This window comes from Streptomyces sp. NPDC006997, from assembly GCF_040635175.1.
GTDB lineage: Bacteria > Actinomycetota > Actinomycetes > Streptomycetales > Streptomycetaceae > Streptomyces.
In genome coordinates, this window is sequence record NZ_JBEYHH010000001.1 from 1 (window position 1) to 14495 (window position 14495).

The window sequence follows — 14495 nt, forward strand, 5'->3', positions numbered from 1 at the left end:
CAGCGGCATCTCCGGCGACCGCGTCACCAGGTCCCGCAGCGGGTAGCGGGCCAGCACCGCGTCCACCTCCGGCGTCAACGCCGCCGCCAACCGGGACGCGGCGGGGCGGGACCCGTCGCGCAGGGCGTCGACCACGGCCTCGACGGTGGCGCGCGCGCCGTCCTCGTCGGGCACCCCGGCGGCGGCCCGCTCGTGCAGGAGCGCGCCCTCCGCCATGACGAGTTCCGTGTCGATGTCCGCGGGGACCTTGATCCGCGCGTGGTGCCGCCACGTGGTGACCGGGTCGCCCCACGCCTCGACGGTGAACGTCCACCGGCCGGGCGCGCCCGCGGTGACGGTGGCGCCCCAGCGGTCGGTGCCGGGGGCCAGTTCCCGCATCGGCGTCCAGGGGCCCGGCCGCCCCTCGGGGTCCTTGAGTACGACGTTGGCGGCGACGGCGTCGTGCCCCTCGCGGAACACGGTCGCCGACACCTCGAACGTCTCGCCGGTGACCGCCTTGGCGGGCCTGCGGCCGTGCTGGACGACCGGGCGGACGTCCAGGACCGGTATGCGCCCGACGGCGGTGTCCCCGCCCGCCGCGGAGGGTGGCTCCGGGGCGGCGGGACCGGCGTCGACGGGGCGCGCGGGGAAGGCGTCGTGGCCTTCGGTGCTGGCTGTCGGGGGTGCTGACGAATGGTGCGAGGCGGGCATCACCGCTCCTGTCCGCGTCAACGTGGGTGGGCGGATGGCATGGGGGGAGGTGCGTCTGCGGGATGTCGTGCGTGAGGTGTCTGCGGGGTGTTCCGCAGGAGCCTTCCCACCCTATTCGGGTGAGCAATCCGGCACTTTGTTAACTACTCAGACGTATGTCTACACCCAAGACCGGCCTCCTCCGAGAGGTGCGGAGCCGACAGCGGGACTGTGCCACGAACGGGACGGTATTGGGAGAAGTCCGTCAGATGGGATCCGCCCCTGGTGGCCCGGGGGCGTGCGCCGGGGGCGTGAGAACGGCCGGAACTCGTCCGTCGGGCGGGCGGGTTCGGCGCCGTATACGTCCGGCGTGGACCGGCGGGCCGCTGGGCAGCCTCCCGGGCGGGGTGAAATCTATGGTGATTTCCAGACGAACTGCCGGGTGCACTCCCAGCGGGAGCGGTGTCCGCGCCGGTACCGTTTCCCGTCAGACGACGAGACCGCCCCGGCGGTCTCATCCGCGACCACCGAGGTGGAATGTGAAGGCGATCCGTCGGTTCACCGTCCGTCCCGTACTTCCCGAGCCCCTCCGGCCCCTGAGCGATCTCGCCCGCAACCTCCGCTGGTCCTGGCACCCGGAGACCCGCGACCTCTTCCAGTCCGTGGACCCCGAACAGTGGGCCGCCTCGGGCGGCGATCCGGTACGGCTGCTGGGGAGCGTGGCGCCGGAGCGGCTCGCGGAGCTGGCCCAGGACCGCCGCTTCCTGCGCCGCCTCGGCACGGCCACGGGCGACCTCAACGACTACGTCACCGGCGACCGCTGGTACCAGAACCAGCCGCAGTACGCCGAACTGCCCGCCGCCGTCGCCTACTTCTCCCCCGAGTTCGGGATCACCGCCGCGCTGCCCCAGTACTCCGGCGGCCTCGGCATCCTCGCCGGCGACCACCTGAAGGCGGCCAGCGACCTCGGCGTCCCGCTGGTCGGGGTGGGGCTGCTCTACCGGCACGGCTACTTCCGGCAGTCCCTCTCCCGGGACGGCTGGCAGCAGGAGCACTATCCCGTCCTCGACCCCAACGAGCTGCCGCTCGCCCTGGTCAGGGAGGAGGACGGCACCCCGGCGCGCGTCTCCCTGGCGCTGCCCGGCGGGCGGTCGCTGCGGGCCCGGATCTGGCTGGCCCAGGTGGGCAGGATCCCGCTGCTGCTGCTCGACTCCGACGTGGAGGAGAACGCCGCCGGCGAGCGCGGGGTGACCGACCGGCTCTACGGCGGCGGCAGCGAGCACCGGCTCCTCCAGGAGATGCTGCTGGGTATAGGAGGGGTGCGGGCGGTGCGGACGTACTGCCGTCTGACCGGCCACCCGGCGCCGGAGGTGTTCCACACCAACGAGGGTCACGCGGGCTTCCTCGGCCTGGAGCGGATCGCCGAGCTGTGCGACGACGGGCTGGAGTTCGACGCGGCGCTTGAGGCGGTGCGCGCCGGGACCGTGTTCACCACGCACACACCGGTCCCGGCCGGGATCGACCGCTTCGACCGGGAGCTGGTCGCCCGGCACTTCGGCGCCGACGCCGAGCTGCCCCGGATCGACGTCGAGCGGATCCTGCGCCTGGGCATGGAGACGTACCCGGGCGGGGAGCCCAACCTGTTCAACATGGCCGTGATGGGGCTGCGGCTCGCGCAGCGCGCCAACGGGGTCTCCCTGCTGCACGGCGACGTCAGCCGGGAGATGTTCTCCGGGCTCTGGCCGGGCTTCGACGCCGCCGAGGTGCCGATCACCTCCGTCACCAACGGGGTGCACGCGCCCACCTGGGTGGCGCCGGAGGTGTTCCGGCTCGGTGCCCGGCAGGTCGGCGCGCAGCGTGCCGAGGACGCGCTGACCGTGGGCGGCTCGGAGCGCTGGGACGCCGTCGCCGACATCCCCGACCAGGACATCTGGGAGCTGCGCCGGGCGCTGCGCGAGCAGCTCGTGGACGAGGTGCGCGAGCGGCTGCGGGCCTCGTGGCGGCAGCGCGGCGCGGGTACGGCCGAGCTGGGCTGGATCGACGGCGTGCTCGACCCGGACGTGCTGACCATCGGGTTCGCGCGCCGCGTCCCGTCGTACAAGCGGCTGACGCTGATGCTGCGGGACCAGGACCGGCTGATGGACCTGCTGCTGCACCCCGAGCGGCCGGTGCAGATCGTCGTCGCGGGCAAGGCGCACCCGGCGGACGACGGCGGCAAGCGGCTCATCCAGGAGCTGGTCCGCTTCGCCGACGACCCGCGCGTGCGGCACCGGATCGTCTTCCTGCCGGACTACGGCATGGCGATGGCGCAGAAGCTCTACCCCGGCTGCGACATCTGGCTGAACAACCCGCTCCGGCCGCTGGAGGCGTGCGGGACGAGCGGGATGAAGGCCGCGCTGAACGGCTGCCTCAACCTGTCCGTCCTGGACGGCTGGTGGGACGAGTGGTTCCAGCCCGATTTCGGCTGGGCGATCCCCACCGCCGACGGCTCCGCCACGGACGCCGACCGGCGCGACGACATAGAGGCGGCGGCGCTGTACGACCTGCTGGAGCAGCGGGTGACGCCGCGGTTCTACGAGCGGGGTACGGGCGGGCTGCCGGACCGCTGGATCGAGATGGTCCGGCAGACGCTCGGCCTGCTCGGGCCGAAGGTGCTGGCGGGGCGGATGGTCCGGGAGTACGTGGAGCGGCTGTACGCGCCCGCCGCCCGCGCCCACCGGGCCGTCGACCCCGACTCGGCGCGTGAGCTGGCGGTGTGGAAGGCGCGGGTGCGGGCGGCGTGGCCGCGGGTCACCGTCGACCACGTGGAGACGTCGGCCACCGCCGCGACCGCGGAACTCGGCGCCACGCTCACCCTGCGGGTCCGGGTCGGCCTCGGCGACCTGGGTCCCGACGACGTGGAGGTGCAGGCGGTCTCCGGCCGGGTGGACTCCGAGGACCGGATCGCCGACGCGACGACCGTCGCCCTGAAGGCCGCGGGCGGTCCCGACCTGGAGGGCCGCTGGGCCTACGAGGGTCCCCTCGCCCTGGACCGCACCGGTCCCTACGGCTACACGGTCCGCATCCTCCCGGCCCACCGCCTGCTGGCCTCCGGCACGGAACTGGGCCTGCTGACGGTGCCTTCGGAGGAGGTCGCGGAGGGGGCGGGGGTGCTGATGCGGTGAGGGGCGCCGGGCGCGCGCCGCGCCGCCGGGCGGCGGCCGCGGCGGCGTGGCCCGCCGGGCCGGGCCTGCGGGCGGCGCTGGTTGGCGGGTTCGCTGAGCGGGTGGCGTGCGTCTGTGTGGGGGCGGGGGCGATCGGCGGGTCTCTGCTGAGGCGCTGAGGCGCTGGCGTGCGTCTGTGGCCGGGGTGGGGATGCGGGACGGGGCCGGTAGGCGGGCCCGCCGCTGGGCTCAGGTCTCGGAGCGGGGCCGTGCGGGTGGCCGGGGCGTCGGTGCGGTGGTGGGCGTGCCTCGTGCTGGTCAGAACTCGGCGTGCGGGGCGCACAGGCGGCGGAGGACGGTGCCGCAGCGGTGGGCGTAGGCGTGCTGGAGGCCGCGGGTCGCGGGGCCGCTCGCGCGGGTGTACCACTTCGCCGGGCGGCTGAACGCCCGTATGGTCAGCCAGACCGTGCCGTCGCCGGTGCGGTCCACCACGAACGCCTCCTCGCCGCACTCCGGGTGGCCGTCCAGCGTGCCGTAGGCCCAGCCCGAGCGGCGGTCCTCGTCCACCGTCCACACCACCCGGCAGGGCGCCTTCACCAGCCCGGCGAGCCGGACGGTGACCTCGACGCCGGGGGCCGCCCGGTCGGCGCCGGTGTCCATGCCGACGCCGACCGTGCGGTGCAGTTCCCAGGTGCCCAGCGCCTCGGCGGCCCGGCGGAACACCGCCTGGCCCTCTCCTATCCGGGCGCGCACGTGGAGCCGGTGGAACCCGGGCGGACAGAAGTCCGGTTCCCGGGTCGCGCCGACGTGGTCGTAGGTGAACTCCGCCCCGTCCGTGGCTGACATGGGACCCAAGACTACGGCGGCAACCGGGGCCAGTGGACTCCGGTTGCCGCCGCGACGCGCTCCGGTGGGGGTTACGGGAACGTCAGCGACCAGCCGCTGATGTAGCCCGTGTCGTAGCGCGCCTGGTCCTGCACCCTCAGCCGCCAGGTGCCGTTGGCGGTCTCGGAGGAGGCGTTGACCGTGTAGGTCTCCTGGACGTTGTCCGCCGAGTCGGAGGACGAGAAGTTCTTCAGGCGGTACGCCGAGCCGTCCGGGGCGAGCAGGTCGATCACCAGGTCACCGCGCCAGGTGTGCACGATGTCCACGGACACCTGGAGGTTGGACGGCGCGCTGCCGGTGCGGCCGGTCACGGAGATCGACGAGGTCACCGCGGCGCCGTTGTCCGGGATGGAGACGTCGGTGGTGGACTCGTAGGTCGTGCCGCCCCCGCCTCCGCCGCCGGAGCGGGTGCCGACGTTGACGGCCGCCCAGGCGTCCTGCACGGCCTTGTACTCCGCGCTCGTGGCGCCGTACAGCGCGCTGGCGACCGCGAGGGTGCCGGTGCGGGCGCCCGCGTAGTTGGTGGTGGAGGTGAACTTCGTGGTGAGCGCCTTGAACCAGATCTGCTCGGCCTTGGCGCGGCCTATGCCGGTCACCGGCAGACCGTCGGAGGTCGGGGAGTTGTAGGTGACCCCGTTGATGGTCTTGGTGCCGCTGCCCTCGCTGAGCAGGTAGAAGAAGTGGTTCGCCGGGCCCGAGGAGTAGTGCACGTCGATCGAGCCGATGCCGGAGTACCAGCTGTCCTTGGACGAGCCGTCCTTGCTGGGCTTGTCCATGTAGCGCAGCGGGGAGCCGTCGCCGCGGATGTCGATCTCCTCGCCGATGAGGTAGTCACCGACGTCGGAGGAGTTGGCCGCGAAGAACTCGACCGAGGTGCCGAAGATGTCCGAGGTGGCCTCGTTCAGGCCGCCGGACTCGCCGCTGTAGTTCAGGCCCGCGGTGTTCGACGTCAGGCCGTGGGTCATCTCGTGCCCGGCGACGTCGATGGCGGTGAGCGGGTTGGCGTTGCCGGAGCCGTCGCCGTAGGTCATGCAGAAGCAGCTGTCGGACCAGAAGGCGTTGACGTAGTTGTTGCCGTAGTGGACCCGGGAGTAGGCGCCGACGCCGTCCCCGCGGATGCCGTTGCGGCCGTGCACGTTCTTGTAGTAGTCCCAGGTCAGCGCGGCGCCGTAGTGGGCGTCGGCGGCGGCCGACTCCAGGTTCGAGGGGCTGCCGTTGCCCCAGACGTCGTCGGAGCCGGAGAACAGGGTGCCGGTGCCGGAGGTGCCCCGGTTCAGGTTGTACGTGCGGTGGTTGCCGCGGGCGCCGTCGGTGAGGTTGTACGACGACCCGGACTGGGTGGTCGTGAGCGGGACCGTGCCGCTGTAGACGGTGTGGCCGGTGCCGGTCTCGATGGCCTCCCACTCGTACAGCTTGGCGCCGCTGGCCGCGTCGGTGACGACGTGCAGCTCCTGCGGGGTGCCGTCGTGCTGGAAGCCGCCGACCACCGTCTCGTAGGCGAGGACCGGCTTGCCGTCGGCCGCCCAGACGACCTTGCGGGGGGCGCGGCTGACGTCGGGGCTCTTGGCGTCCTCGGCCTTCGCCGCGTTCAGGGCCTGCCGTTCGGCGTGCGCGGTGCCGACCTCGGGGGTCAGGGTGGGCACCTTGAGCGCGGCGCGGGTGGCGCGGGCGACGTGCTCGACCTCGCCGGACGCGGAGGTCTCGACCACGACGTCGCCGCCGAGCACGGGGAGCCCGGCGTAGGTGCGCTCGTAGCGGGTGTGCAGGGTGCCGTCGCGGTCCTTGAGGACGTCCTTGACAGCGAGCTTCTCCTTGGCGCCGAGGTTCAGTTCCCCGGCGGTCTCCGCGCTGTCCGCCTCGGCCTCGTGGATCAGCGCGGCGCGCTGGGCGGGGCTGAGCTTGACGGGCAGTGCGCCCGGGTCGGCCTTGCCCGCGACCGGGCGGGCCTGTCCGGCCTGCTCGGGGGAGGCGGTGGCGACGCCCGTCTGGACGGCGGTCGCGACGAGCGCGGCGACACCGGCGAGGGCGACGGCGGCGGCGCGGCGGCGCTGGCGCGCGGAGGGGGTGGGTCTGTGGGGGTGGCTTCTCACACTGGCTCCTTCTGCGTGGCCGCGGGTCGCGCGGCCAGGGGGAGACCGGACGACAGGTGGGCCGTCCGGGCAGAACGGTGGTGCGTGGGGTGCGGGGCCGTGGGGAAGCGTGTCAGGAGACCATGGTTTCTGTCAGGAGCGCGTCAAGAGATTGGCTGGATATCGTCCGTTGTCCGGGAGTTCACGTTCGATAAACGGAGCCGGTCGTGGGTGGCCTTCCGGGGTGGGCCACCAACGCCCCGGGGAGCACGCCTGGTGAGCCGGTCTCCTGAGGTCTCGTCTCGCCACGTGAGTCGTGTCCTGTTTCAGATCACGGCTCAGTCGGGCGTCTCCCCGTGCCACGTCCGCCACAGCCGCGCGTACGCCCCGTCCGCCGCCACCAGGTCCTCGTGCGTGCCGAGTTCGGTCAGGCGCCCGTCCTCCATCACCGCCACCCGGTCCGCGTCGTGCGCGGTGTGCAGCCGGTGCGCGATCGCGATGACCGTACGGCCGTGCAGCACCGCGGCGAGGGCGCGCTCGGTGTGCCGGGCGGTCGCCGGGTCCAGCAGGGCGGTCGCCTCGTCGAGGATCAGGGTGTGCGGGTCGGCCAGCACCACCCGCGCCAGCGCGAGCTGCTGCGCCCGCGAGCCGTCGGCGCGGTGGCCCTCCGCACCCGGGTCGGCGTCCAGCCCGCCCGGCAGCTCGCGCACCCAGCCGTCCGCGCCGACCGCGGTGAGCGCCGCCCACAACCGGTCGTCCGTGGCGGACGGCTCGGCGATCAGGAGGTTGTCCCGCACGGTGCCGAGGAAGACGTGGTGCTCCTGGGTGACCAGCACGACCTGACGGCGCAACTGCTCCGGACCGAGCGCCGCCACCGGCACCCCGCCGACCGTCACCGACCCCGCGCTCGGCGGGTCCACCCCCGCCAGCAGCCTGCTGAGCGTGGACTTGCCCGCCCCGGACGGGCCGACCACCGCCAGCCGCTCCCCGGGCCGCACGGTCAGGTCGACGCCGCGCAGCACCTCACCGCCCCGGTCGTAGGCGAACCGCGCCCCGGCCACGTCGATCCGGTCGTCCGCGGGCACCGGCGAGGCCGCCCCGTCCGCCGGCCGCTCCACCCGCGCCAGCCCCTCCACCCGGGCGAAGGACGCCGCGCTGGCCTGCAACTGCTCGATCCTGATCAGCAGCTGGTCGAGCGGCTCCGTCAACTGCCGCAGGTACAGCGCGCACGCCACCACCGCGCCCAGGCTCAACGCGCCCTGCGTGTACCGCCAGCCGCCGAACAGCAGCGCGCTGGAGACCGGGAGGACGTAGCTGAAGTCCACCATGGGGAAGAACACGCTGCGCAGCCACAGCGTGTGCAGCCGGGTGCGGCGGGAGGTCTCCAGCGCCGCGCGGCTCGCCGCCGTCCGCTCCCGCCGCAGCCCGAACGCCTCGACCGTCCGCGCCCCCGCCGCGGTCGCCGCCAGGATCTCCGCGACGTCCGAGGTGGCCGCGCCCTCGGCGAGGTACGCGGGACGCGCCCGGCGCGTGTACCAGCGCACCGCGCCCCACACCGGGGCCAGGGTGAGTACGGCGACCGCGCCCAGCAGCGGGTCCACCACCACGACCGCGCCGAGCAGGAACGCCGCCTGGAGCGCGGAGACCAGCAGTTCGGGACCGGCGTCCCGGAGCGTGGTGCCGACCGTCGCCACGTCCGCGGTGCCGCGCGCCGTCAGGTCCCCGGTACCGGCCCGCTCCACCACCGACGCGGGCAGCCGCAGCGCCCGGCCGACGAACTCCTCCCGGATCCGGGCGAGCGTCCGCTCCCCGAACCGGTGCCCCGCGTACCGCGCCCAGCGCGCCAGCAGCAGCTGCGCCAGCGCGCACCCGACGATGGCCACCGCCAGCCGGTCCACGACGCCCGTCCCGGCCCCGCCGCGCACCTCGTCGATGATCCGCCCCAGCAGCCACGGCCCGACCAGCCCCACCCCGGCCGCCGCCGCGTTCAGCGCCAGCACCCCGGCGAACACCCGCCCGTCCGCCCGCACCAGCCGCCCCACGGCCCGCCGCACGTCCCGCCGCCCGGCGACGGGCAGCTTCCCACCGGAACCGGTCACGACCGGGCCTCCTCGGCGTCGCTGACGTCGTCATCGGCGTCCCGCGCGACGAGACCCCGGTACCCGGGGTCGTACGCCAGCAGCCCCTCATGGGTCCCGTGCGCGGCCACCTTGCCGTCGACCAGGTGGTACACCACGTCGGCCTCGGCGAGCACGAGCGGCGATGTGGTGGTCACGACGGTGGTACGGCCCGCCCGCGCGGCCCGCAGCCGCCGGGCCACCGTCGCCTCGGTGTGCGCGTCCAGCGCGGACGTCGGCTCCACCGCGAGCAGCACCTCCGGCTCCGCCAGCAGCGCCCGCGCCAGCCGCACGCGTTGCCGCTGCCCGCCGGAGAGGTTCCGCCCCTGCGCGTCGATCCGCGAGTCCAGGCCGTCCGGCAGCCCGCGCACCACGTCCTCGGCGGCGGCGTGTACGGCCCGCTCGACGGCGGCGTCATCCGGCCGCCGCCTGCCGCTCACCACCTCCCGCAACGTCCCCGCGAACAGGTCGGCCTCGGGGTCGGCCACGAGGATCCGCTCCCGCACCCGGGCCAGCGCCACCTCGTCCAGCCGCACCCCACCCCAGACCGCCTCCGACGGGACGTACCGCCCGAGCCGGTCGACGACCTCCGCCGCGTCCGCGGGCCGGGCGCCCGCCAGGGCCGTCAGCCGCCCCGGCAGCACCCGCACGCCCGACGCCGGGTCGTACAGCGCGGCCGGTTCGGCGGGGGCGTCCCGGGTACCGGTGTCCGGCGCCGGTTCGAGGCGCAGGAAGCCCACCACCCGCCGCGCGGCGACCAGCCCCCGGCTGACCTGGTTGCCGAACTCCAGCAGGTACGACACCGGCACCACCAGCACCGCCACGTACCCGTACACCGACACCAGTTCGCCCACCGTGATGTCGCCGCGCGCCACCAGCCGCGCCGCCAGCCATGTCACCACCGCCAGGAACACCGTCGGCAGCCCGAGCCCCAGCGCCTGGATCCAGCTCGTCACCGCGCCGACCCGGTACCCCTCGTCACGCAGCCGCCGCGAGTCCCGCCCGAACGCGTCGGCCACCAACCGCTTGCCGCCCAGCCCGTTCAACACCCGCAGCCCACCCGCGAGATCACCGATCCGGGCGGTCAGCACCCCCTGCCGCTCCCGGTACACGCCCTCCGCCCCCTGAAGCCGCCCCATCAACGGCCCCACCGCCACCGCGATCACCGGCACCCCCAGCAGCACCACCGCGGCCAGCAACGGCGACACGCCCAGCAGCACCACGGCCACCAGCGCGTACGTGACGACCGCGCCGACCCCCGGCCCGATCACCGTCAGCGCGGTGGCGATGGTCTGCACGTCCCCCACCCCGATGGTCACGACCTCCCCGGCCGCGACCTGCCGCCGCAACGACGCCCCGAGCCGCACCGCCTGCCCCACGACCACCTTCACCGTCCGGAAGTTGGCGTCCATCCGCACCCGGGTCATGGTCCGGTGCCGCGAGATGTCCAGCCAGGAGGCCACGATCCCCGTCACCACGAGCGCCCCGGCCCACCCGCCCAGCACGCCCATGTCCCCCGGCGCCAGCCCGTCGTCGATCGCCCGCGCCAGCAGGTACGGCGCCACCGCCGCCACCCCCAGCGACACCACCCCCAGCCCCGCGGCCCCCACCGACCGCCCCGCCTGCGCCCGCACCAGCCACCACAGGTACCGCCCCCCACTCCGGCAGTCAGGCGTGCCCGGCTCCTCGTACGCGTCGATCACGGCTCTCCTAGGGAACGGCACCAACACCGCAGCGAAACGGGCTGTCCGCCCGGTCCCCGCCACCCTAGAAGCCCCTCCTGACCAGCCACCACGCAATTTCCCCCGCCGCCAGCCGGTACGCGGGGGGTGAGCGTTGCGGCTGGCGGGGCCGGCACCGCGCGGGCGGCTGACCTCAGGCCAGGCTGTCGCGCCACGCGCGGTGGAGGTCGGCGAAGCGGCCCGTGCCGTCGATGAGGTCTCCTGGTGTGCCGTCCTCCACGATCCGGCCGTGCTCCATGACCAGGACGCGGTCGGCGATCTCCACCGTGGAGAGACGGTGCGCGATCACCACCGCCGTACGGCCCTTCAGGACCGTCGCCATCGCGCGCTGGACCGCGCGTTCGCCAGGCACGTCGAGGGAACTGGTCGCCTCGTCGAGGATCAGCACCGCCGGGTCGGCCAGCAACGCCCGCGCGAACGCCACGAGCTGCCGCTGACCGGCCGAGATCCGGCCACCCCGCTTGCGTACGTCCGTGTCGTAGCCGTCCGGCAGCGAGGCGATGAAGTCATGGGCGCCGATGGCCTTCGCCGCCCGCTCGATGTCCTCCCGCGTTGCCTCGGGGCGGCCGATGGCGATGTTCTCCGCGACCGTGCCGGAGAACAGGAACGCCTCCTGGGTCACCATCACCACCCCGCGCCGCAGCTCCGGCACCGGCAGGTCGCGCAGGTCCACGCCGTCGAGGAGGACCCGCCCCTCCGTGGGGTCGTAGAACCGGGCGAGGAGCTTGGCCAGCGTCGACTTGCCCGCGCCCGTGGAGCCGACCACGGCGACCGTCTGCCCGGCCGGGAGGGTGAGGTCGAAGCGGGGGAGCACCTCGCCGCCGGTGCGGTACGCGAAGCGGACCGAGTCGAAGACCACCTCGCGGCCCGGCTCCGCGGACCGCCGCTCCGGCAGCTGACGCGGCGTCGACGGCTCCGGCACCGACGGCGTCTGCGCCAGCAGCCCCGCGATCTTCTCCAGGGACGCCGCCGCCGACTGGGCCGAGTTCAGGAACATCCCGAGCCGGTCGATCGGGTCGTACAGCCGCCGCAGGTACAGCACCGCCGCCGCCAGCACACCCAGCGCCAGCGTGCCGTCCGCCACCCGGTACGCCCCCCACAGCACGATCCCCGCGACCGCCGTGTTGGCCACCAGCCGCGAGCCCACCACATAGCGGGCCATCTCCAGCAGCGCGTCGCCGTTGGAGCGCTCGTGCCGCCGGTTCAGCACCCGGAAGTCGGCGTCGTTGGCCGCCTCCCGGCGGAACGCCCGCACCGGACGGATGCCGTTCATCGTCTCCACGAACTTCACGATCACCGCCGCGATCGCCGTGGACCGCGTCCGGTACACCCGCCGCGCCCGGTGCTGGTACAGCCGCACCAGCCCGTACAGCGGCACGAACGACGCCACCGCGACCGCGCCCAGGCCCAGGTCCAGCCAGAGCAGCAGCGCCGCGATGTAGGCGAAGGACAGGACGACGGTGACGAGTTCCTGGAGGCCCTCGTCCAGCAGCTCGCGCAGGGACTCCACGTCCGTCGTCGAGCGGGAGATCAGCCTGCCCGAGGTGTAGCGCTCGTGGAAGTCGACGCTGAGCGCCTGCGCGTGGCGGAAGATCCGGCCCCGCAGGTCGAGCAGCACGTCCTGGTTCACCCGCGCGGCGGAGACGATGAAGCCGTACTGCAAGACGCCCGACGCCAGCGCGCACAGCAGGTACGCCACGCCCACCGCCACCAGCGGGCCCCGGTCGTGGTCGCGGAACGCCGGTACCGCGTGGTCGATGGCGTACGCCACCAGCAGCGGGCCCGCCTGCACCGCCGCCTGCTGGAGCAGCAGCAGGAGGGTCGTCACCGCCACCCGGGCCCGTCGCGGGCCGAGCAGGGAACGCAGCAGCGTGCCGGTCGCGCCGGGCGGGGTCGGCAGGACGTCCCGGTCGAAGGGGTCGCCGCCGGGGGCGGCCTTGCCGGGTGGGCGGTCGTCCGGTTCCCCGTCCGTGACGGGAGCGGACGTCGTCGGGGCCGTCATCGGTCGTCGTCCTCCTGGTCACCGGCTCCGGGGCCGGATGCGAGCCCGGACATCAGGTGCGCGTACTCGGCGTGGCGGTGCAGCAGTTCGTGGTGGGTGCCCACGGCCGTGATCCGGCCGCCGGACAGCAGCGCCACCCGGTCGGCCAGCAGCACCGTCGACGGGCGGTGCGCGACGATCAGCGCGGTGGTGTCCGCGAGGACCTGCCGGAGCGCCGCCTCCACGGCGGCCTCCGTGTGCACGTCCAGCGCGGACAGCGGGTCGTCCAGGACCAGGAACGCCGGCTGCCCGACGACCGCCCGCGCGAGCGCCAGCCGCTGCCGCTGCCCGCCGGACAGGCTGAGGCCCTGCTCACCGACCTGGGTGTCCGTGCCGTGCGGCAGCGCGTGCGCGAACTCGGCCTGCGCGACGGAGAGCGCCCGGTTCAGCTCGGCGGCGCCCGCCCGGTCGGCGGCGCCCATCAGGACGTTCTCCCCGACGCTCGCCGAGAACAGCGTCGGCTCCTCGAACGCGACGGCGACCTTCTCGCGCAGCTCCTCGCGGGTCAGGTCCCGGATGTCCGTCCCGTCCAGCGTGATCCGGCCGGAGGTGACCTCGTGCAGCCTCGGGATCAGCGCCGTGAGGGTCGTCTTGCCGCTGCCGGTCGCCCCGACCAGGGCCATGGACTCGCCGGGGCGGATGTGCAGGTCGATGTGGTGGAGGAGGGGCGGGGAGTCGGGCGGGGCGTCCGGGTAGCGGAAGCTGACGTCGTGGAAGCGGAGTCCGGGCGTACCCGCGTCCGGCACGGGCGCCGCCGTACCGGAGCCCCCGGCGTCCTCCACCCCCTCGTCCATCACCTCGAAGTACCGCTCCGTCGCCGTCGCCGCCTCCTGGCTCATCGCCAGCAGGAAGCCGATGGAGTCCACCGGCCAGCGCAGCGCGAGCGCCGTCGACAGGACGGCGACCAGCGTGCCCGCGGACAGCCCGCCGTCCGCCACCATCACCACGCCCACCACCAGCGCCGCCCCGATGGCCAGCTCCGGCAGGGCGACGATGACGCCCCAGATCGTCGCCAGCAGCCGCGCCTTGTGCAGTTCGGTGCCCCGCAGCGTCCGGGACAGCTCGCGGAACGCGTGCGCCTGGCTGCGGTGCCGCCCGAACCCCTTGATGATCCGGATGCCGAGCACGCTCTCCTCGACGACGGTCGTCAGATCGCCGACCTGGTCCTGCGCCCGGCGCGCCACGTCCGCGTACCGCCGCTCGAAGATCACGCAGGTGATCAGCACCGGCACCGCGGGAACGAGGACGACCAGCCCGAGCGTCCCGTCCTGCACCAGCATGATGATCACGCCGACGAGGATGGTGACGCCGTTGACCAGCAGGAACGTCAGTGGGAAGGCGAGGAACATCCGCAGCAGCATCAGGTCCGTGGTGCCCCGGGACAGCAGCTGGCCCGACGCCCAGCGGTCGTGGAAGGCGACCGGCAGCCGCTGGAGGTGCCGGTACAGGTCCGCCCGCATCTCCGCCTCGACCCCGGCCAGCGGCCGGGCCACCAGCCACCGCCGCAGCCCGAACAGCAGCGCCTCCGCGAAGCCGAGCAGCAGCAGGTACAGCGCCCCGAGCCACACCCCCGCCGGGTCCCGGTCGGCGACCGGGCCGTCCACGATCCACTTCAGGACGAGCGGGATCACCAGACCCGTACAGGACGCGACGACCGCGACGAACGCGGCGGTGAACAGCCGCGCCCGCACGGGACGGACGTACGGCCACAGCCGCAGCAGCGTACGGACGGCGGAGCGGTCGGAGCGGACGGGGTGTCCGGCGGTGGCGGGTGTCGTGGGCATCAGGGGCGAGCCTACGGTTTGCCACTGACACTGCCCACCGAGTTT

8 protein-coding genes are annotated in these 14495 nt (G+C 74.2%); 1 reads left to right on the forward strand and 7 read right to left on the reverse strand.

All coding sequences use genetic code 11. The features are described from left to right. The coding region (locus ABZ659_RS00005) for a maltotransferase domain-containing protein (protein ID WP_360211696.1) at positions 1–690 on the reverse strand (690 nt) is incomplete at its 3' end. Between the two features lie 518 nt (positions 691–1208). Between ABZ659_RS00005 and ABZ659_RS00010 the strand changes: the two genes are divergently transcribed. Continuing rightward, complete coding sequence (locus ABZ659_RS00010; protein WP_360211699.1) at positions 1209–3833, forward strand: glycosyltransferase family 1 protein; 2625 nt, start codon at positions 1209–1211, stop codon at positions 3831–3833. A gap of 297 nt (positions 3834–4130) precedes the next feature. On the opposite strand, the gene ABZ659_RS00015 is transcribed toward ABZ659_RS00010, so the two are convergent. The 6 genes from ABZ659_RS00015 to ABZ659_RS00040 form a co-directional block, all read right to left on the reverse strand. Next, a complete protein-coding gene (locus tag ABZ659_RS00015) occupies positions 4131–4658 on the reverse strand; it encodes a DUF1990 domain-containing protein (RefSeq protein WP_360211702.1) in 528 nt (175 codons plus the stop codon). Between the two features lie 71 nt (positions 4659–4729). Further along, positions 4730–6787, reverse strand: coding sequence for a M4 family metallopeptidase (locus ABZ659_RS00020; RefSeq protein ID WP_360211705.1), 2058 nt, complete (start codon positions 6785–6787; stop codon positions 4730–4732). A 317-nt stretch (positions 6788–7104) separates the two neighbouring features. Then, positions 7105–8865: an ABC transporter ATP-binding protein gene (locus tag ABZ659_RS00025; RefSeq protein ID WP_360211708.1), complete on the reverse strand. Its 1761-nt coding sequence runs from the start codon at positions 8863–8865 to the stop codon at positions 7105–7107. Beyond that, positions 8862–10586 (reverse strand): ABC transporter ATP-binding protein, encoded by a 1725-nt coding sequence (locus ABZ659_RS00030; protein WP_360211711.1) that lies wholly within the window; start codon positions 10584–10586, stop codon positions 8862–8864. Before ABZ659_RS00030 ends, ABZ659_RS00025 begins: the two co-directional genes overlap by 4 nt. Before the next feature lie 172 nt (positions 10587–10758). Next, positions 10759–12627: an ABC transporter ATP-binding protein gene (locus tag ABZ659_RS00035; protein ID WP_360211714.1), complete on the reverse strand. Its 1869-nt coding sequence runs from the start codon at positions 12625–12627 to the stop codon at positions 10759–10761. Further along, positions 12624–14450 carry an ABC transporter ATP-binding protein gene (locus ABZ659_RS00040; RefSeq protein ID WP_360211717.1) on the reverse strand — a complete coding sequence of 609 codons (1827 nt, stop codon included), beginning with the start codon at positions 14448–14450 and terminating at the stop codon, positions 12624–12626. Before ABZ659_RS00040 ends, ABZ659_RS00035 begins: the two co-directional genes overlap by 4 nt. Positions 14451–14495: the final 45 nt, after the last annotated feature.

Coding starts and splice junctions, on each gene's coding strand:
- ABZ659_RS00015 (WP_360211702.1), bottom strand. CDS start 4,658: ATGTCAGCCACGGACGGGGCGGAGTTCACCTACGACCACGTCGGCGCG.
- ABZ659_RS00035 (WP_360211714.1), bottom strand. CDS start 12,627: ATGACGGCCCCGACGACGTCCGCTCCCGTCACGGACGGGGAACCGGAC.
- ABZ659_RS00040 (WP_360211717.1), bottom strand. CDS start 14,450: ATGCCCACGACACCCGCCACCGCCGGACACCCCGTCCGCTCCGACCGC.